This is a genomic window from Polaromonas sp. A23, from assembly GCF_002001015.1.
Classification (GTDB): Bacteria; Pseudomonadota; Gammaproteobacteria; order Burkholderiales; family Burkholderiaceae_C; genus Polaromonas.
Genome location: NZ_MUNO01000027.1, coordinates 14891 through 34491 on the forward strand (window position 1 = coordinate 14891; position 19601 = coordinate 34491).

A 19601-nucleotide genomic window follows, 5' to 3' on the forward strand; every position below is an offset into this window, starting at 1 on the left:
TCTGGCCGTTATCGTGCTTGCACCAGCCCGCAACTTCTGTAACAGTATGTCAAAGTGCACAAAAAAATTCGATTCTGCGTTTTTAGCCCTCAAAATCGGCTCTGTTACAAATTACGATGGCCCTATGACACAAGCTAGCAATTCGACCCGTGCCGACAAGATCCTGATTCTTGACGACGATGCCCGTATCCGTGACCTTCTGCGCCGTTACCTAACCCAGGAGGGCTTTGAAGTCATCCTGGCGGAAGACAGCAAAGCCCTTAACCGCATCATGATGCGCGATGCAGTCGACCTCATCGTGCTGGATTTGATGATGCCAGGCGAAGATGGCCTCTCCATTTGCCGCCGCCTGCGCGCCGCCAACGACCGCACCCCCATCATCATGCTCACCGCCAAAGGCGAGGACGTGGACCGCATCGTCGGCCTGGAAGTGGGTGCCGACGACTATCTGGCCAAACCCTTCAATCCTCGCGAACTGCTGGCACGCATTCATGCCGTGCTGCGCCGCCGCCCCGCGGTGGAAGTGCCGGGAGCCCCTTCGAGCGAGCAGGAAGTGGTCAATTTTGGCCCTTTCAGCTTCGACATGGGCTTGCGCACGCTGCAGAAAAACGGCGAGGAGCTGCCGCTGACCACTGGCGAATTCGCCATGCTCAAGACGCTGGTGCGGCACCCCCGCCAGCCGCTGTCGCGCGAGAAACTGGCCCAGTTGGCACGCGGCCGCGAGTTCGAACCCTTTGACCGCAGCCTCGACGTCCAAGTGTCTCGCCTGCGCAAGCTCATCGAGGTGGACGCCGCCGTACCGCGCTATATCCAGACCGTGTGGGGCATTGGTTATGTGTTCGTGCCGGACGGAACCAGCTAAGACGAGCCTCGCTGCCGACCGCCCAGTCCTGCCCTGGCTGAACGGGCCGCCCCACCCTCTCCTGTCTCCCAAGGCCCCGCATGCAAGGCACTGCTCACCTGGAAACCGCCCCCGCAGCGCTTGAAACTGCGCCAGCGCCGCTGGAAATGCGCCCGCGGGTCGGCCTGAGCCTGTTCTGGCGCACCTTCCTGTTCCTGTCGCTGCTTCTGATTGGTTGCATCGTCGCCTGGTTGCAGACCTTCCGTGCTCTGGAATTTGAGCCACGCGCCGTACAAAGCGCCAAGCAGCTGGCCTCGCTGGTTAATTTGAGCAGGGCCGCGCTGAAGTATTCGGATGCCATCACCCGTGTCTGGCTGATCAAGACCCTGGCCGAGGAGGAAGGCGTGCGCATCTCGCCTCGGGAACCGCGCGACAAATATGAGCATTTTGTCAACGATCCGCTGAGCGAGCGTATCGGCGAAGAACTCACGGCGCGCATGGGCGAAGGCACGGTGGTGGCCAAGTCCGTCAACGGAACGCCGGGCCTGTGGGTAGGCTTCAAGATCGACGGCGACTCTTATTGGCTGCTCACTGACCCGTCCCGCCTTGGGCCGTTGCAGGGCGGAACCTGGTTGATCTGGCTGATCACAGCGGCGATTCTCTCGCTGCTGGGCGCAGCGCTCATTGCCAGGCTGATCAACCGCCCGCTCAAGCAACTTTCATTTGCGGCCAGCCGCATGCGCGACGGCGATTTTGACGCCAGCCTGCTCGACGAACAGGTGGCCACCAGCGAAATCCGCGAAGTCAATATTGGCTTCAACCGGATGGCCGAACAACTTTCAAAAATCGAGGAAGACCGCGTCATCATGCTGGCCGGCATTTCGCATGACCTGCGCACACCTCTGGCGCGGCTGCGGCTGGAAACAGAAATGAGCGTTTCCGATGCAGAGGCCCGGGCCCACATGGCCGCCGACATCACGCAGCTCGACGCCATCATCGACAAATTCCTGGACTACGCCCGCCCTGATCCGCCGCAGCTGGCGTCGGTATCGCTCAATGCCATCATCAGTGCAGCCGTTTATTCGGTGGCCGAATACACAGACATGCGTGTCAATGTCACGCTGCCGGGCCAGATCACCGTGCTGGCCGACGAGGTGGAGCTGTCCCGCGTGATTGCCAATCTGCTTGAAAATGCGCGGCGCTACGGCAAAACGCCGGAAACCGGCATGGCCATGGTCGACATTGCGGCCAAGGAACGCGACCAGTGGGTGCTGATCAAGGTGCGCGACCACGGCACGGGCGTCGCTCCGCAGGCGCTGAACAACCTGACCAAGCCTTTTTTCCGCGGCGATGCGGCCCGCACTGCGGCCACCGGGGCCGGTTTGGGCCTGGCCATTGTCGAGAGAACCCTGCATCGCATGGGTGGGGTGTTTGCACTGGCCAATACCAGTTCGGGCGGGCTGGCTGCGCATATCAAGCTAAGGAGGGGTTGACTGTTGGCCCCCACGTTCGCTCACTGCGTGTAGCTCTCTGCCCCCCGAGGGGGCGCTGCGCCTGCGGACCGGCAAAGCCGGATCCGCGGCCCCGGCTTGCCTTAAGAGCCTCCGCTCTACCCGTTCGTCCTGAGCCTTTCGAAGGAAGTCGTCAAAGGGCCGCTGAGTACCTTATGCATGAAATCGCCTCTCAACCCTTATTCCGCGGGCGTGAGCAGCTACTAAAACAATAGCGCAATAGCGCGTGCTTCCATGCTCAGGCCTTGCCCTACCGGCCCCAGCTTCTCGGCTGTCTTGGCCTTGACATTGACGCGACTGGCATCCAGGCCCAGGGTTTGCGCAATGCGCTCGCGCATGGCGGGAATGTAGCTGGCGAGTTTGGGGGCCTGGGCAATCACGGTGCTGTCGATGTTGCCGATGCTCAGCTGGTGCTCAGCCAGAAGGCGGCCGGTCTCGCGCAGAAGTACGACCGAGTCGGCTCCGCGAAAACGTACATCGGTATCGGGAAAAAGCCCGCCGATGTCGCCCAGCCCGGCGGCGCCCAGCAAGGCGTCAATGATCGCGTGAATCAGCACATCGGCATCCGAATGCCCGAGCAGGCCGGTACTGTGCGGCACAGTAATACCGCCAATGATGAGCGGCCGGCCCGGCACCAGCGCGTGGGTGTCCCAGCCCTCGCCGATGCGGAAGGGTGCCCCCACGTTCTCCCCACGTGAGGGGTCAGGCGGATTCGCGGCTCGTGTCATCAGATAAAACTTTCTGCGCAGCTTTCGGAGCTGCGGCTTTGCGGGTCCGCTTGGGGCTGCGAGCCTTGATCAGCGCTTCGGCCAGTTCAAAATCTTCCGGATAGGTGACCTTGAAATTATGCGCACTGCCGCGAACCAGCTGCGGCGCCAGGCCAGCCGCTTCCATGGCGCTGGCTTCATCGGTCACGGGCTCGCCCAAGGTCCGGGCCATCTCCAGCGCCTGGGTCAGTGCAGCCAGGCGGAACATTTGCGGCGTCTGCGCCAGCCACTTGTCCGAACGGTCCACCGTGGCAAGCACGCGTTCATCCTGGCTCTGCTTGAGCGTGTCAGGGACCGGCTGAGCCAGAAGGCCTCCAACCGGGTCGCAATGGCAGGCATCAATCAGGCGGTCAATCAGCTCCGGCGTGACCAGGCAACGCGCTGCATCGTGCACCAGCACCCAATCGTCGGGTGCAGCGCCGCTGGCAGCGAGGTGATTCAAACCATTGAGCACGCTGGCCGCGCGCGTGGGGCCGCCGCAAGGCACCACTTCAAATCCGTCTGCGGGCTGATCGCCAAAAAAGGAATCTTCCGGGGCCACCACCACCACACAGGAGTCAATGCGATCGACCCCTGCAAAAGCCTGAAGCGTGTGCCGCACCATCGGCAATCCAGCAATCGGCTGGTACTGCTTGGGGAGCGTCCTGCCCTTCTCCGGCGCGCTACCGGCCACTGCGCGCGTACCCTGGCCCGCACATGGAATCAGTGCGAAAAGGCTGGGAATCAGGGATTTTGGCGGCGGCGTCGTCATGAGCTGATCATAGATTCTAAAATCGGGACTGCAAAAGCTTCGAACACCCCATTCCAACCGGTTTGGGGTGTTTCCCTTTTGTTCGCCAATTCTGTTGCCCGATTCTGTTACCTTTTCCGACTGCCCCATGGATTTACCCAAACTGCTTCCCGGCAAACGCTACACCTTGCCGCAACCCGCGGGGTCTGCCGACGCCCTGTTGCTGGCGCAGCTGGGCCTGAAAGAAAAGGCAAATGGCAGACTCACCGCCATCATCACCTCGGATGCCAGCACGGCCCAGCGCCTGCTCGACGAACTTGCCTTTTTTGCACCCGACCTGCGCTGCGCCCTGTTTCCCGATTGGGAGACCCTGCCCTATGACACGTTTTCGCCGCACCAGGACCTGATCAGCGAGCGGTTGGCCACCCTCTGGCGCATCAGCCAGCGCGACAAGGAAACCGGAGCCGATGTCGTCATCGTGCCGGCCACCACGGCGCTGTACCGCCTAGCGCCTCCCTCTTTTCTGGCCGGCTACACCTTTCACTTCAAGGTCAAACAAAAGCTGGATGAAGCCAAGCTGAAGAGCCAGCTCACGCTGGCCGGCTACACCAACGTCTCTCAGGTGGTAAGCCCGGGCGAGTACGCCGTGCGCGGCGGCCTGATTGACCTGTTTCCCATGGGTTCGGCGGTTCCCTACCGCGTGGACCTGTTCGACGACGAGATCGACAGCATTCGTACCTTCGACCCCGACAGCCAGCGCAGCCTGTACCCGGTCCCTGAAGCCCGCCTGCTGCCGGGCCGCGAGTTCCCCATGGACGACGATGCCCGGGCCCGCTTCAGGAACCGCTGGCGCGAACTGCTGGACGGCGACCCCACCAAAAGCCGCATCTACAAGGACATTGGCAACGGCGTGGCCACTGCGGGCATCGAGTACTACCTACCGCTGTTTTTTGAAGAAACCGCTACGGTGTTCGACTATCTGGGCAGCGAAGCCACCGTGGTTCTGCACGGCGACCTGGAACCGGCTTTCCAGCGCTTCTGGCAGGACACGAAAGACCGCTACCGGCTGGTGAAAGACGCGCCGGACCGTCCGGCCCTGCCTCCCGAGGCGCTGTTTCTGGGGACCGAGCAGTTTTACGCGCGTGCCAACGACTACGCACAACTGGCCATCCGCCCAGCGATTGAAGACGTGGCCGACAACGCGCACTTCCAGAAACTCGGCGAGATGTCTGTGGTGCGCGGCGCCGAAGACCCGCTCGCGCGCCTGAAAACCCACATCCGCAACACGCCGCACCGTGTGCTGCTGCTGGCTGAAAGCGACGGGCGGCGCGAAAGCCTGCTCGACTTCCTGCGTGCCAGCAGCGTGAGCCCGCCAGCTTTTGACTCGCTGGAAGACTTCCAGACCAGTGATGAAAAACTGGGTATTGCCACAGCGGCGCTGAACACCGGCTTCAGCTGGCTGGCCGGCGACATTGATTTCATCACTGAAACCGAACTGTTTGCGGCCGGTGTCACCACGCGACGCCGCAACAAAAAGCAGGAACAGGTCAGCGATGTTGAGGCGCTGATCAAGGACCTGTCCGAACTCAATGTCGGCGACCCGGTCGTGCACAGTGCGCACGGCATCGGCCGCTACAAAGGCCTGGTCAACATGGACCTGGGCCAGGGCACGACGGAGTTCCTGCACCTTCAGTACGCCGACGACGCCACGCTGTATGTGCCGGTCAGCCAGTTGCAGCAGATCAGCCGCTACACCGGTGTCAGTGCCGACGAAGCGCCGTTGCACCGTCTGGGCAGCGGCCAGTGGGAAAAGGCCAAGCGCAAGGCGGCCGAACAGGTGCGCGATTCCGCCGCTGAACTTCTGAACATCTATGCCCGCCGCGCCGCGCGCGAAGGCCACGCTTTCCGTTATTCGCCCGACGACTACGAGACCTTTGCCAACGACTTCGGCTTTGAGGAAACCGCCGACCAGCGCGCCGCGATCCACGCCGTGATACAGGACATGATCAGCCCGCGCCCCATGGACCGGCTGGTCTGCGGCGATGTCGGTTTCGGCAAGACCGAGGTTGCCTTGCGCGCCGCATTCATCGCGATTACCGGCGGCAAACAGGTCGCATTCCTGGCGCCCACCACACTACTGGCCGAGCAGCACTACCAGACGCTGGTGGACCGTTTCGCCAAATGGCCGGTCAAGGTCGCCGAGATGAGCCGCTTCCGCTCGGGCAAGGAAATCACTGCCGCCATCAAGGGCATCGCCGACGGCAGTATCGACATCGTGGTCGGCACGCACAAGCTGCTGAGCCAGGATGTGAAATTCCAGCGCCTGGGCCTCTTGATCATCGACGAGGAACACCGCTTCGGCGTGCGCCACAAGGAGGCCATGAAAGCCATGCGCGCAGAGGTCGATGTGTTGACCCTGACCGCCACGCCCATTCCGCGCACCCTGGGCATGGCTCTCGAAGGCCTGCGCGACCTGAGCGTCATCGCCACTGCGCCGCAGCGGCGCCTGGCCATCAAGACCTTTGTTCGCAGCGAAAGCAATGGGGTGATACGCGAGGCGGTGCTGCGAGAGCTCAAACGCGGCGGCCAGGTCTACTTCCTGCATAACGAGGTCGAGACCATCCAGAACCGCCGCGAGAAGCTCGAAGCCTTGCTGCCGGAAGCGCGCATTGCGGTAGCGCACGGGCAGATGCCCGAACGTGAACTCGAGAAAGTCATGAAGGACTTCATTGCGCAGCGCTACAACCTGCTGCTCTGCTCCACCATCATCGAAACCGGCATCGACGTGCCCAGCGCCAACACCATCGTCATGAGCCGCGCCGACAAGTTCGGCCTGGCGCAGCTCCACCAATTGCGCGGGCGTGTAGGCCGAAGCCACCACCAGGCCTATGCCTATTTGATGGTGCCCGACATTGAAGGCCTGACCAAACAGGCCAGCCAGCGGCTTGAAGCGATCCAGCAGATGGAAGAACTCGGCTCGGGCTTCTATCTGGCCATGCACGACCTGGAGATTCGCGGTACCGGCGAAGTGCTCGGCGAAAACCAGAGCGGCAACATGATGGAGATCGGTTTTCAGCTCTATAACGAGATGCTCAACGAAGCCGTTGCATCACTGAAGGCTGGCCGGGAACCTGACCTGCTGGCCCCGCTCAACGTCAGCACCGAGATCAACCTGCATGCGCCGGCACTGCTGCCCAGCGATTACTGCGGTGATGTGCATCTGCGCCTGTCGTTTTACAAGAAACTTGCCACCGCCAAAACCACCGACCAGATCGACAGCCTGCTTGAGGAAATCGTCGACCGCTTCGGAAAAATGCCAGCGCAGGCACAGACGTTGATCGACGTGCATCGACTGCGCGTGATCGCCAGGCCTTACGGCGTGGTCAAGGTCGACGCGGCCCCCACCCTGATCAATATCACTTTCAAGAAGGACCCGCCCATCGATTCGATGGCCATCATGCATTTGATCCAGAAGAACAAGCACATCAAGCTGGCCGGCAACGATAAGCTGCGCATTGAACGTGAACTCAAGGAACCCAAAGACCGGGCACATATGGTTCGCGATGTATTGAAATCCCTTGGACAACCCAAAACCACCACGGAAGCCACGCCTGCATGACCCCTTCTGAAAACCTCCCTGGCCTCGTCGTCAATGTTGCCACGCCAGACCTCAAGCTCAGCGACTTCAAGCTGATTGCCTTCGACATGGACTCGACGCTGATCAACATCGAATGCGTCGACGAAATCGCCGATGCCGCCGGTCGCAAAGCCGAAGTGTCAGCCATTACCGAAGCGGCCATGCGCGGCGAAATCACCGACTACAAGGAAAGCCTGCGTCGCCGGGTAGCTTTGCTTAAGGGTGTGAGCGTAGACAGCATGGACGAGGTCTATCACCAGCGTCTCAAACTCAATCCGGGTGCCGCAGAGCTGGTTCACGCCTGCAAGGCTGCCGGCATGAAAGTCTTGCTGGTCAGCGGTGGTTTTACTTTTTTCACAGACCGTGTGCGTGACGAACTGGGCATCGACTACACCCGATCGAACGTGCTGGAGGTCAGGGACGGCCTGTTGACCGGGCGCATGGTGGACCAACCCTGGGGCGACATCTGTGACGGTGACGAAAAACGCCGCATGCTGCTTCAGACCTGCGCCATGCTGGACATCAACCCCCTTCAGGCGATTGCCATGGGTGACGGCGCCAACGACCTGCCCATGATGGGTGTGGCCGGCCTGTCGGTGGCCTATCACGCCAAGCCCAAGGTGCGTGAGCAGGCCATGGTGGCCATCAATGAAGGCGGGCTGGACCGGCTTCTGGATGTCATCCGTTAAGTGCAGTGTTGCACACCATCAGCACTTGAGGCTTGATGAAGTTACCTGCTGCCTCCAGAAAAGACCTCAGGCTTTTTCAACCAACGGCCTGCCGGCCCGCACTGAAAACTGAGCCAGCGTTTCAATGCCGCTGTCCTCGCGCGTGACGTCGCTCACAACGCGCAGCGTGGTCATCAGGCGCTTGGGCGTGAACTCCACCACCCCGTAGCCCTTCCGCTCCGAGTCCGCAAATACAAAATGCGGATTCTCGGCAAGCACCTGCGCAATTTTTTCGTTTCCCCCCGAGCGTGAGGTAATGCTGGTGCCGCAAAACTCCACGCCTATGGCAGGGCTGGCGGCCTGCGCATAGTCGGACTTGACGTGACCGACCCAGTTCTCATGCACGTCACCACCGAGCAGCACAGGGTTGGCGACGCGGTGTTTTTGCAAAGCATCGGTCAAGCGGGTACGCGCCGCCGAATAACCGTCCCAGCCATCGTTCCAGAAAACCTGGGCCGCACCGGCTCGAAAATCGCGCTGCCCGAACAGTGATGGCTGTCCGAGCACATTCCAGTGGCTGTCCTTACTGGCGGCCTTGCCCAGTTCGGCTTCAAGCCAGCGCTCCTGCTTGCGCCCCAGCATGCTCCGGGCCGGATCGCCCCATGCGGGGCAGATCGACGGATTCACGGTGCTGGAGCCGTTTTTGCCGTCGCGTGTACAGACCTGCACATCCTTGTACTGACGCGCGTCCAACATGTACAGCGAAGCCAGTCGCCCGTACTGCAAGCGGTCATAAATGCGCATCTCCGCCCCACTGGCCAGTCCGGCCAGTGCTCCAGTCAACACCGAAGCGCGAACCGGCATGTGTTCATAAAAAGCCTGGTACGCCGCAGCGCGCCTGGCAGCAAAGTCCGATACAGGAACACCGCTAAGGCCTTCTGTTCCGCCTGCGTAATCGTTTTGCACTTCATGGTCGTCCCAAGTCACCAGCCAGGGACAGGTTGCGTGCATAGCCTGAAGATTGGCATCCGACTTGTACAGGGCGTAACGCTGGCGGTAGTCGTCCAGCGTAGTCACCCAGCCCCCTGTCGGGACGCGAACGGCATGGCCGGTATTCGGGTATTCATAGATGTAGTCGCCCAGAAACATCACCAGATCGAGGTTTTCTTCGCGCATGTGGCGCCAGGCGCTGAAGTGGCCGTGCTCCCAGCGCTGGCAAGAGGCATACGCCAGCCGGAGCCGCGAGACCACCGCGTCGGCTGCGGGCAGAGTTCGCGTGCGGCCGGTGCCACTCACGGCCGGGCCCAGCAGGAACCGGTAAAAATACCAGCGATCGGATGGCAGGCCCTGCACCTCCACGTGCACCGAATGTCCCAGCTCCGCCAGCGCGGGGGCCGAGCCGCTCTGGACGATGCGGGAAAACTTCTCGTCATGCGCCACTTCCCACCGCACTTCCAGAGGTTGCGCCGACAGGCGCGGGCTTTGATCCTTTTCAAGCATCAGGCGCGTCCACAGCACCACTGAATCGTGTGTTGGCGAACCACTGGCAACGCCCAACGTGAAAGGGTCGCCGGCCAGGCGCGGCTGGCCGCTGGCGATGCCGGGAAGGTACATGCCAGCGCCTGCGACGGCCGCCCACTGCAACAGTTCACGACGACCGACAGAAAAGGAACTGCTCATGGTTCGACCTCCGTTCGAAACGGGCTTGGCCCGGAGGATGACACCCCCGCCGCAAGTGGCAGGCGTACCGTGAAACACGTCCCTGACGCAGCAGCCCCCACCCGGCTACGCACGTCGATGGTTCCGCCATGAACATTCACGGCATTCCTGGCGATGGCCAGGCCCAGACCCGTGCCCTGGATGGCCCCCACATTGCTGGCACGGTGAAAAGACTCATACAGATGGGCAATTTCGTCTTCGGGTATGCCGATGCCGTTATCGGACACCTCCAGCACCATGGCCTGCGGCTCCTTGACCACCTTGAACAGCACTTCACCACCCTGCGGCGAATACTTGACGGCATTGGACAAAAGGTTGCCCAAAATGTGCCGCAACAATTTTTCGTCGTACAGGCCGGGTTCATCACCCCCGGCATAGTCCAGCCGCAGTTCGCAAGCGCTTTCGGGTTGCTGCACCTGCGCTTCTTCGAGCAGGTCCAGGCAAAGCCGGCGCAAATCCGTTGGACGCGGATCAAACTCCAGCATCTGCGCCTCGGCCTTGCCGATCAACAGCACCCTGTCCAGCATGCGCATCATGCGTTGCACGCTGGCGGCGATGCTGTCCAGGACATCAGCCTTTTCCGGTGCCGACAAGCGCTCCCCATAGTGTTTGAGAATTTCCCCGGACGACAGGATGGTGGCCAGCGGCGTACGGAACTCATGGCTGGTCATGGCCACAAAGCGGCTGCGCAGCTCGTTCAGTTCCTTCTGCTGCTCCAGAGCCTCGCGTGTGTCTTCTTCAGATTTTTTCCGCTCGGTGATGTCCAGAAATGTCCAGATCACCCCGGCATCGGGGTCGTTCGGTTGCAGGCAACTTCCGCCCATTTGTACCCAGAACAGCTCGCCATTGCGCCGCCGCAATTCGCGCTCGCAGGCATAGGTGCCGTGGCGTTGCAACTCGTCACGCGCCTGCCGCCCGAAATCCTCCCAGGCAGCTACGTTGGCGTGCAAGTGCATGGACGACCGCCCGATCAATTCGGTACGCGGGTAACCCATCATCTCGGCAAACTTTTCGTTAACCCATTCATGCCTGCGCGCCACTGACAGCACGATGCCGACGAGTGCACTGTTCAGGATGGCCTCGCGTTCGGAGGATGTCCGGACCAACTCCGCCTCCAGCTCCTTGCGCCGGGTGATGTCCATCATCACCCAGACCGTGCCCTGGGTCAGGTCGCGCGGACTGACCGACTTGCCGGACAGCGAAATCCAGATCAGGGTGCCGTTGTATTGCCGGACCTGTATTTCGGTCTCGTAGGTCTTGCCGTCGCGGATGCAGGCCGCGACGTCCCCGCCGACGCGCAGGTACTGCTCGCGCGACAGGTAAAACGGCTCCATCGAATTCAAGGGCTCATCGCCAGCCCCGAAAATTTCAAGCATGGCCTGGTTGGCCCAACGGAAACGCCCTTCCGGAGTAAGAAACGCAATGCCGACGATGGAGTTGGCAAGAATGGTTTCCCGCTCCTGCAGCACCGTACGGTAACGCTCTTGTGACTGGCTCAGAGCCTCCACCATGGCCTGGTCAGCTTGACTGGCCGCCTGGGCCTGCTCCTTTTCTGCCCGTTCCATGTTGATGCGGTCCGCCAATGCAAACGACAGCAGCACCATCTCCAGCGCCGAGCCGATGAGCAGGGAGTTTGAAGTCAGCAGATTCGAAGGCAGTACCCCGGTGTTGTGCAAGACAAGCGTGGCCACGCCAAGCAAAAGCACAGCCCAGGCCGTCAGAAAGTAGCGCGCGCCAGGGCATTTCTTTAGAACGCTCAGCACCGCAGCGAGTACCACCACGGTCACGCTCACCACCGCCAGTACAGTCACCATCCACGAAGACACCGTGTACGGCAGCAACAGCGCGGCCAGCAGCGCGAGCAGCCATCCGCCTGTAAGCGCCAGCATGACGCGGTTCATCCAGGGCATGCGTGTAGCGCTGTCCAGGAATTTGCGCGCGAACAGGATGCCAAAGGTCGCCGTCACCGCCATGCCCACCGGCGGGGAAACACTGTTCCACCATGTCAGACCGGGCCAGAGAAACTGCCCGCCCAGTCCCGTGAGTGCCGCCTGCGAAAGCGCCATTCCGCCCGCAAAACCGGCATAAATCACATAGGCTCTGTCGCGCACTGAAAAATAAAGCAGCAGGTTGTACAGCAGCAAGCCAATCAACAATCCGAAGTACAGGCTGAGCATGGCGTACTCGGCCTGGTCGTGCTGCCAGAGGGCCGACGGCTGCCATAGCCGCGCCGGCGCGGACAAGGTGCCCTGCGACTGCACACGAAGGTAAAGCACGTTTTCCGCGCCGGGCTGCAGCGTCACCGGCAAGACGTGGTTCCGGTGGGGAATTTTCCGGGTTTCGAAAGCTTGCAGATCGCCACCGATCTGCCGGTCATACCCGCCGTGCGGCCTGGGGGTGAAAAGTTCCAGTTGGTCAAGAGCTGGATAGGCGACTTCAAACAACCATTGCGCCGGGGAATCAATCTGGGTTTCCAGGTTGATTCGCAACCAGAAAGCCGAGAGCGTCAGCCCGAAATTGGTGGCTGAACCACTTTGGGACACCGGTTTGAAGCGTTCTTGCTGACCCGGTTTCAGCACGTCATCCAGTGTCAGTTGCCCGGTGCTGTCTTCCAGCACCGTGAAGGCGCGCGACAAGGTATAGCTGCCCTCCGCATCAATCGCCAGTTTTCCGCTTTGGGCGTGGGCCTGTGAAACCGGTAACAAAACCAGCAGAAACAGGACCAAAAATGGCAAGAACCGAAGTACCCCCCTGATCGGAGAGACGGCGTACCAGAAGCGCGGGAGGTTCGGCATGAGCGTGGCACAAGGCCCCTGTTTTTGGGCTCATTATCCACGCCGTTCCGCACCGCACGGCTTCGGGTGTTCCGCCTCTGGACAAGCAGGTGCAGTGTGGCTACTGTGGGAGCAGACACCTCACGGAGAAACATCATGGCCCTGGTCCACGCGCAACCGCTCGACGTCATCAACGTGCATCCCCTCGCCGGAAAGCTGCATGAAGTCAAAACCCACAGTCTTCTCAAAACCGGCAACTTGCAACTGATGCGTCTGGTATTGGCAGCAGGTCAGACCGTCCCCGAACACCACGTGCCCGGAGAAATCACCATTCAGTGCCTGGAAGGAGAAGCTGTGGTCACCACGCCTGGACGTGAAGTTTTATTGCGCGTCGGTCAATTGACGGCCTTGCCCCCGCGCGAGCCGCATGGGCTCGAGGCCCGCACCGATGCGTCCCTGCTGGTAACCATTCTTTTGCATGCCTGAACGACCCTGCCGGTCCGGCCCGGGTTCAGTTCTTCCTGGCCAGCTGGTCAGTTTCGGCGATGCAGTACGCGAAGAACTCGTCGAGTTCGTTGGACTTGTCAAACACCGCGTCTGCGCCGAGCACCAGGCAGCGGCTGCGTATCTCTGGTGTCGCGAAGTTGGTCAGGGCCACCACTTTCTGGCAGGGCTCCCGCTCGCGACAGCCAGCCAGCACACCAAGGCCGGTGCCTTCGCGCAAAAACATGTCCACCACAGCCAGTTGCCATTGCCCATCGTGCAGGGATAGCCAGCGCGTCGCTTCTTTCTCCGTCGCAGCGTGGCCCACCACCGTGACCAACGCAATTTCTTCCAGCGTTTCGATCAGGTTATCAAGAATGGTCGGGTTGTCCTCGACGAGATAGGTCATCAGTGCCAAAGCGATTTCCTGTCAGGATGGAGTCGTCGCGGACGCGGTAATCGAAAAGCTCAAGACATTCAGGTGTTTCTCACTTACCTAGTTCAAAAGACCAACCTGCTGTTGCAGATGGGCCGCCTTCAAACGTTCATGGGCAGCATCGAGTGCGGCAAACGCTGCATTAATGGCACGCTGATCGGGCGCGGGTGCACGCAACAACATGTCGTAGGTCGCCCTGAGAAAATCATAGTCAGCCAATGCGACCGTAGGCCGCGCGTGCGAAGTCAAGACCTGTGCCTGCATGTTGATCTCCCTATTGCTCATTCACAAAAGCTCATTCACAAAGGCGGTCTGTCCACCTTCTCTGAGATTCATTGTGAAAAGTTCGGAAGAATGACGATATAGGTCAAGGCAATCACCAGCTGTGGGAAACAACCTACCTGCAACCGCAGTGTGTCGGCGGCCTCGGCGACCAATAGGGCCAGGCGGCGACATCGCGAAAAAATCAAACCGGTCGAAGCGATGTCGGTGCATCGAAGTCGCCCATGGCCTGCTTGAACCGGATATGCGCCTCGTCCATGGCAACCATTGCATCATTGACCGCCCTGTAGTCCGGGGGATCCATGCTCAAAAAGCGCACGTAATCGGCGCGGGCTTCGTCGTAGTCGGCGAGTGCCTGCTGGGCTTTGGAAAGTGGGAGCGACATTGGTTGAGCTCACAGCGCCGGCTGAACCGCGCCCGGCTCTTCCGGATGCGCCAACGGGGGAACGGGGCCCAAGTCTGGCTCGACCGGCAGTTCAGTGGGAGCAGGCTCTTTTTTTCCCGGCAACAGCGGGGAGCCGTCTTCGGAAGGATGCGGACGATGGGTTGCAGACATGCGACTTCAGATGACTGCCGTCAAAATTTCGACCGGAAGTTCGGCATTGACAAATGCAACCACGGCCGCCACCCCGGCCAACACCGCAGAAAGATAGGCAATGAGCGCACCAGCAAGGCGACGCTCGGCCGGATGGCCGGACGGTGCTGGTTGATTGCTGAAGTTGAACACGTTGAACATAGCCCGATGATGCAGCTCCCGCAATGCAAGCTCCATAGGAAAAAATTACCTGGCGCTGTCAGAGGCGGCTGACAAACGCAGAACCGCGCCTCAATCACTACGCTGGAATGCTATGTTTTCAATAGCACATAACCAGCACACACTGTGGGAAAACCCGTCATTTAATGAGAAAGTTCGTAACTACTCAGCTCGCCTGGGCTGGAGTTACTCCCTCTCCCTCTGGGAGAGGGCGGGGTGAGGGCTGGCGGTCTGTGCGTAGAGCTATCGTATGTTGTGGCTTGCTGGCCCCCTCACCCCAACCCTCTCCCAGAGGGCGAGGGGGCAAGAAAAGCGTGCCGCATGCAGCGAGCTGAGTAGTTACGAAAGCTCGTTCCAGCCGTTGCAGACGCCCTAGAGTTTCGGAATGTGCAGGGTCTTACTCAACATCAGTGATCCGGAGAGCACAAACAACAAAGACAACGGGTGCAGGCTCCAGGGCCCTGCCATCCAGACGCCACCATAAATCTGCTCTCCCAAACGGCCCTGCCAGGCGGCTACAGCCAACAGGGCGGTCAGCACGACACTGGTGGGAATGGGCGTGCCTTCAAAGTAGGGCACCTTGTCTGCGCCTTCGGAGAGGGTTTCGGCTGTGACGTTGTAACGCGCCAGGCGGCTTACACCGCAACACACAAAATAGATCAGCGCCACCCAGTCCCACCCTCCACGCAAGCCACCGGCAAAGGCAAGCGCAGCAGGTGCCACACCGAAAGAAATGATATCGGCCAGGGAATCGAGCTCACGGCCCAGGGCCGAATGCTGCTGCCGCCAGCGCGCCACCCGTCCGTCCAGTACGTCAAAGATGAAGGCTGCAGGCGCCATCGCCGCCGCCACATAAAAATACGTCCTGGAGTTTTCCACCACATACAACATGGCCAGAAAAACCCCGGCCACGCCGCAAGCCGCGTTACACAGCGTGAAGAAGTCGGCGAGGTGAAAGCCCCGCAACATGGAGAAGTGTTTGGCTTTGTCAGACACGGGTTAGCGTTTTCATTGGCCCTCCAAACAGCAGCCGCACGTTACCCGCAATCTTATTTTTGCGGTACGGGTACAAGCAACACTGGCGCGCTGGTTTTCGGCTCAATACGTACGTTCGACGCATCCGCAGGCACAACCACGGTTTCAACCTCCCGGATCACGCCGCCACCGGCCACACTGCCGCTGGTATTGCCATAACCCATCACACGTGCTTCACACGCCGACTTGTCTTCGCCCTTGAGTGCCTCGCAACGCACACGGGCATTCGCGCCAAACTGGGCGCCGGCGTTATCCAGCTTGCCTTTGCGTTTTTCGGCCGCTGCATTGTTGGCTTCCCGCAAGCAGGTGTCGCGGTCTTGCTGGGTGCGTCCAGCCATGCAGGCGGCACGCTCTTTCTGTACGTCACCGGAAGCATCTATCCCGGTGTTGCCTGTCGCCGTGACTGGCACCTGGGCAAAGGCTGCACCTGCGGCCAACAGCAATGACACGCCAAGGCTTGAAGCGGCCCGACGTGCGCGAAAAATAGGGGTAATGTTCATGTTCTGCTCCTGGACAGTGAAAGATCACCAGTCTAGGAAGCATCGAATGCCAGCCGTGAGGGATATCGCGCCCGCTGCGCGGTGCCTCGCACCCAAACCCTTGTAGGACAGGTCTCTCAGTCATGGCCGGGGCGACAACGCGCCTGCGGAATTTTCAGGAAAACTACCTGCCCGGCCGGTTGTTGTCCGCGTGCGTGTAAGAGTCTTCCCACTGGGTCGCAAAACGGCCCGGTTTGTCCCTGGTCATGAAAGAGCCGGTTCCATCAGGATTGAATCCCACGTTGCGGTTTTTCTCTTTGGGATCGGCATCGGCGGCCTGTTTGGCATTGAGTTCCTTCAGCGCAGCAGCCTTGGCAGCACGGACTTTCTCGCTGGTGAACTCGTCGAGCGCCGCGTGGAAGCTGCTGTCACCGCCACGCGTCTCCTCGGCCTCCGCCTCGGAAAGCACCGCTTCGCCCAGAAACGCCGCCCGCATGGCGCCCCCCGAAGGCAGGCTGCTGTTGCGTACCGTCGTGTAGCCGATGCCACATTCCAGCAACAGGCTTTCCTTCATTTCCCTTTGCGCCTTGGTCATGCCGCGTTTGCCCGGCACATCGACACAGCCCACTACTTTTCCGCCCAGGGTGCACACCGTGAACGTGCAATAGACACCTTCAAGCAGTTCGTGCCAGTTCTGGTCCTTGTTTTCAGGCCGGTCTTTGGTACTGGGAATCGTGAAACGCATCACCGGCACCTTGACCATGACGGCGTGGTCTGCAAACGTAGTGCGCAGCCAGTTCCAGATTTCCTGCTCTTCGGTATTGACCATGGCCCGGGCATTGAGCAACCACTTGGCAGGCAGCTTTTGCTTTTTCATCGCGTGGCGGCGCTGCCACTCCCGTTGCACCCACCATCCGAGCACCGTGCCCACGGCAATACCAAGCACAGTCATCAGCCATGTTTGTAGGTTCAAAGTTCTCTCCTGGTGTGAATAAGTTGCTCAAGCGCAACAGTTCCGAAGGGCCAGCATAAATCACAAAGGGCCGGTAGGTCAAAGCATAGGTTGCCGGGTGAGTTACTAAATCAACACACCGCCAACCGTTGGGGATATGGCCCCATCTGACGGCGTGGCGAGAAATCACCACTGAAACCTCTGACCGGGACGGGGCATGCACCAGACTCATGCCTCGCCAAGCCCCGCGAAACAAGGCTCCGATGCTCACATTTTTGGGTAGTCTAACCAAATATCGGGCGAAAGATAAGCTTTCTTTCAATCCCGCAGCCAGAGGCACGCCGACCGGACGGCCCGACGGCGATGGCGTTTGCCACCGCCTGCAACAACCGTCGCCGCAAAAACGATGCCGGCAATGCTGACCCGCTAGCGGAATTTTTTGGTGAACTCTCTAACCACCCCGATGATCTCGGCGTCGCCCAAGGGCTTGATCGGGTAGCGAACATTGAGCGGCTTCAGGTAGAACTCGCCGCCGTCCTTGATCAGCTGCTTGAAGGTGGTTTCGTTATAGCTGTTCAACGCAATGACATAGTCACCCGGCATCGCCTCCATATCCGGCTCCACAATGAGCAGCGATCCTTCGGGGAAGGAGTCCAGGCTCTCCCCAACCATGCTGTCTCCCTGCACGCGCAACGCGAAGGTGTGGCGCTTGATTGCAACGGTAACGGGCACCATTTCAAGCCCACCTTTGGGCTTGAAATTGTCGATCACCGTGTAGTTTCCGGCCTGAACATCGGAGATCAGGGGCACTTCAGCCCGCACGTCGAAGCCCGGGCTGACGTTCGATCCGCCGGAGACCAGCTCCGCCACGGAAATCCCGAGCAGCTCTGCCACCCTGCGCTGGTTGGATCGTTTCGGAGCTGTTCCGCCTGGTCTTTCCCATTGTTGTACAGCCCCGCGGCTCACGCCGACGGCGTCAGCAAATTGCTGTTCGCTCATGGCGAGGCGCTTGCGGCCTTCCCGGATCAGTGTATGAACGCTCATAGTCTAGAGGGTATTCCTCTGAACCGATAGAAAATTGTTCACTAGATAGATAAATTAGCACACTCGAAGTTGCTTTTATTTACACACCCGGACAGACTCCGCCAAGCGGCGGCGCACCCACAGGCTGCACCCCACCGCGGCCGTCGCGTCAGGCGTTTTTGAGTAAAAACTGCATGCTGGTTCCCGCCAGCTCCAGTACGTCGTTGTGCGCCAGAGGCACCGCGTCCTCCCCAATCGGCACACCATTGAGCATGGGCTTCGCGTCGCCCGCCAGGTGCGCCACGTAATAACCGTAACGCCGATGGGAAACCGCCACCACACTGACTTCGGGCTTGCCGAAAGTCGTTACCGCTTTCACCACGGGCACTTCCAGCCCGGCCGATGAACCGGACAACACCTGAAAACTCGCGTGCAGGGCACCGCCCCCACCCGGCGAAGCATGTGCTTCGAGTTTCATGGCCGCGGTTTCGTGATAACCCGAGTCTTCGGAAGCCGCAAGGTATTGGATCCTGAAGTTTCCGATCGCGATAACGTCGTTGTCGTGCAGCAACTGCCGCGACTTGATCATGGTGCCGTTGATATAGGTCCCATTGGTGCTGGCCAGGTCTTCCACATAAACATCCGCCAGCCCTTCCAGTTCAAACACGCAGTGCTCGCCACTGACCACCAGGTTGTTGAACACAATGTCGTTGTGCGGCCTGCGCCCGAGCGTGGTCCGGTCCTTGTGCAGGTAGACATGTTTGATCTCGACTCCCTCGACCGATGCAATAAGTTGCGGCATAAGGCCTCCCGGCTGCGTCAAGACCGCGCTGCACGCCTGTCGCGCAGCGGCCTGGCTTCCAGTCATCGTAGTACTCTCGCCGCAGCGACACAAGGCCCTGGTTGTCAGCGCCTGCGTAGCGGCTCGAGCAGCGAGGAAAGGCCGTTGTGGTCGATTTCGTGCATGAGCGCAAGAAGGCGGCCGATCTCGCCATCAGGGAAACCTTCGCGGGCAAACCAGGTCAGGTAATTACCCGGCAGGTCGGCGATAAGCCGGCCCTTGTACTTGCCAAAGGGCATCTCGCGCGTTACCAGCAGTTGCAGGTCTTCGGGCTTCATGCCGCTTTTCCACCTGCCCGTTTGACCGTCCAGCCATGCTTTTCAAGCCAGGCGATCACCAGCACGCTGTGATCGCCCTGCACTTCAATCACGCCCTCCTTCACCGTACCGCCCGAGCCGCAGGCAGACCTGAGCTGCTTGCCAAGCTGGATCAGCGCCGGCGCATCCAGCGGCAGCCCGCGAACCACGGTGACGCTTTTGCCACCCCGGCCTTTGGTTTCGCACGACACCCGCACAATGCCGTCGGCGGGTGGAACAACCCTGGCTTGCCGGCAGAGGCAGGCACTCACCGGCTGCCGGCAGGCGGGGCACATCCGGCCAGCATCCGTGGAGTAAACCAGGCCTCCGCCTGATGGATAACTTTTCATGTCGGGTTCTTCGCTCTACCGCG

21 protein-coding genes are annotated in these 19601 nt (G+C 60.5%); 5 read left to right on the forward strand and 16 right to left on the reverse strand.

Features of this window, described 5'->3' with window-relative positions:
• The first annotated feature begins 124 nt into the window (after window positions 1-124).
• On the forward strand, window positions 125-862 hold the full coding sequence (gene ompR / locus B0B52_RS15540; RefSeq protein ID WP_077594572.1) for a two-component system response regulator OmpR: 738 nt from the start codon (window positions 125-127) through the stop codon (window positions 860-862).
• Window positions 863-942: 80 nt separating this feature from the next.
• Window positions 943-2334, forward strand: coding sequence for an ATP-binding protein (locus tag B0B52_RS15545; protein ID WP_077594573.1), 1392 nt, complete (start codon window positions 943-945; stop codon window positions 2332-2334).
• 221 nt (window positions 2335-2555) lie between these two features.
• Here B0B52_RS15545 and ispF read toward each other — a convergent pair whose 3' ends face one another.
• Window positions 2556-3080, reverse strand: coding sequence for a 2-C-methyl-D-erythritol 2,4-cyclodiphosphate synthase (ispF, locus tag B0B52_RS15550; protein ID WP_077594574.1), 525 nt, complete (start codon window positions 3078-3080; stop codon window positions 2556-2558).
• Window positions 3055-3870: a 2-C-methyl-D-erythritol 4-phosphate cytidylyltransferase gene (gene ispD, locus B0B52_RS15555; RefSeq protein ID WP_077594575.1), complete on the reverse strand. Its 816-nt coding sequence runs from the start codon at window positions 3868-3870 to the stop codon at window positions 3055-3057. Before ispD ends, ispF begins: the two co-directional genes overlap by 26 nt.
• Before the next feature lie 127 nt (window positions 3871-3997).
• On the opposite strand from ispD, the gene mfd reads away from it, so the two are divergent.
• Window positions 3998-7468, forward strand: coding sequence for a transcription-repair coupling factor (gene mfd / locus B0B52_RS15560; RefSeq protein WP_077594576.1), 3471 nt, complete (start codon window positions 3998-4000; stop codon window positions 7466-7468).
• A complete protein-coding gene (gene serB / locus B0B52_RS15565; protein ID WP_077594577.1) occupies window positions 7465-8175 on the forward strand; it encodes a phosphoserine phosphatase SerB in 711 nt (236 codons plus the stop codon). Before mfd ends, serB begins: the two co-directional genes overlap by 4 nt.
• 66 nt (window positions 8176-8241) lie before the next feature.
• On the opposite strand, the gene B0B52_RS15570 is transcribed toward serB, so the two are convergent.
• Together B0B52_RS15570 and B0B52_RS15575 are read right to left on the reverse strand one after the other, a co-directional pair.
• Window positions 8242-9834: an alkaline phosphatase gene (locus B0B52_RS15570; protein ID WP_077594578.1), complete on the reverse strand. Its 1593-nt coding sequence runs from the start codon at window positions 9832-9834 to the stop codon at window positions 8242-8244.
• Complete coding sequence (locus B0B52_RS15575) at window positions 9831-12608, reverse strand: 7TM diverse intracellular signaling domain-containing protein (RefSeq protein ID WP_168173561.1); 2778 nt, start codon at window positions 12606-12608, stop codon at window positions 9831-9833. Before B0B52_RS15575 ends, B0B52_RS15570 begins: the two co-directional genes overlap by 4 nt.
• Before the next feature lie 195 nt (window positions 12609-12803).
• Here B0B52_RS15575 and B0B52_RS15580 point away from each other — a divergent pair, with 195 nt between their 5' ends.
• On the forward strand, window positions 12804-13133 hold the full coding sequence (locus B0B52_RS15580) for a cupin domain-containing protein (protein ID WP_077594580.1): 330 nt from the start codon (window positions 12804-12806) through the stop codon (window positions 13131-13133).
• Between the two features lie 25 nt (window positions 13134-13158).
• On the opposite strand, the gene B0B52_RS15585 is transcribed toward B0B52_RS15580, so the two are convergent.
• From B0B52_RS15585 to B0B52_RS15630, 12 genes are all read right to left on the reverse strand, one after another.
• Window positions 13159-13548 (reverse strand): response regulator, encoded by a 390-nt coding sequence (locus B0B52_RS15585; RefSeq protein ID WP_077594581.1) that lies wholly within the window; start codon window positions 13546-13548, stop codon window positions 13159-13161.
• Between the two features lie 78 nt (window positions 13549-13626).
• Entirely contained in the window at window positions 13627-13830 is a 204-nt protein-coding gene (locus B0B52_RS15590; protein ID WP_139351970.1) for a hypothetical protein, read from the reverse strand.
• Window positions 13831-14032: 202 nt separating this feature from the next.
• Window positions 14033-14233, reverse strand: coding sequence for a hypothetical protein (locus B0B52_RS15595; RefSeq protein WP_077594583.1), 201 nt, complete (start codon window positions 14231-14233; stop codon window positions 14033-14035).
• Between the two features lie 9 nt (window positions 14234-14242).
• Window positions 14243-14404: a hypothetical protein gene (locus tag B0B52_RS22485; protein ID WP_168173562.1), complete on the reverse strand. Its 162-nt coding sequence runs from the start codon at window positions 14402-14404 to the stop codon at window positions 14243-14245.
• A 6-nt stretch (window positions 14405-14410) separates the two neighbouring features.
• Entirely contained in the window at window positions 14411-14620 is a 210-nt protein-coding gene (locus B0B52_RS22280; RefSeq protein ID WP_139351971.1) for a hypothetical protein, read from the reverse strand.
• A gap of 354 nt (window positions 14621-14974) precedes the next feature.
• On the reverse strand, window positions 14975-15571 hold the full coding sequence (locus B0B52_RS15600; RefSeq protein WP_077594613.1) for a phosphatidylcholine/phosphatidylserine synthase: 597 nt from the start codon (window positions 15569-15571) through the stop codon (window positions 14975-14977).
• Between the two features lie 80 nt (window positions 15572-15651).
• Window positions 15652-16137 (reverse strand): hypothetical protein, encoded by a 486-nt coding sequence (locus B0B52_RS15605; protein ID WP_077594584.1) that lies wholly within the window; start codon window positions 16135-16137, stop codon window positions 15652-15654.
• 163 nt (window positions 16138-16300) lie between these two features.
• Window positions 16301-17089: a DUF2726 domain-containing protein gene (locus B0B52_RS15610; protein ID WP_077594585.1), complete on the reverse strand. Its 789-nt coding sequence runs from the start codon at window positions 17087-17089 to the stop codon at window positions 16301-16303.
• Window positions 17090-17494: 405 nt separating this feature from the next.
• Complete coding sequence (locus tag B0B52_RS15615; protein ID WP_077594586.1) at window positions 17495-18112, reverse strand: LexA family transcriptional regulator; 618 nt, start codon at window positions 18110-18112, stop codon at window positions 17495-17497.
• A gap of 148 nt (window positions 18113-18260) precedes the next feature.
• Entirely contained in the window at window positions 18261-18893 is a 633-nt protein-coding gene (locus B0B52_RS15620) for an FHA domain-containing protein (RefSeq protein WP_077594587.1), read from the reverse strand.
• A gap of 104 nt (window positions 18894-18997) precedes the next feature.
• Window positions 18998-19210, reverse strand: a complete 213-nt coding sequence (locus B0B52_RS15625; protein ID WP_077594588.1) for a DUF3820 family protein — start codon at window positions 19208-19210, stop codon at window positions 18998-19000.
• Window positions 19207-19578: a translation initiation factor Sui1 gene (locus B0B52_RS15630; RefSeq protein WP_077594589.1), complete on the reverse strand. Its 372-nt coding sequence runs from the start codon at window positions 19576-19578 to the stop codon at window positions 19207-19209. Before B0B52_RS15630 ends, B0B52_RS15625 begins: the two co-directional genes overlap by 4 nt.
• Between the last annotated feature and the right edge of the window lie 23 nt (window positions 19579-19601).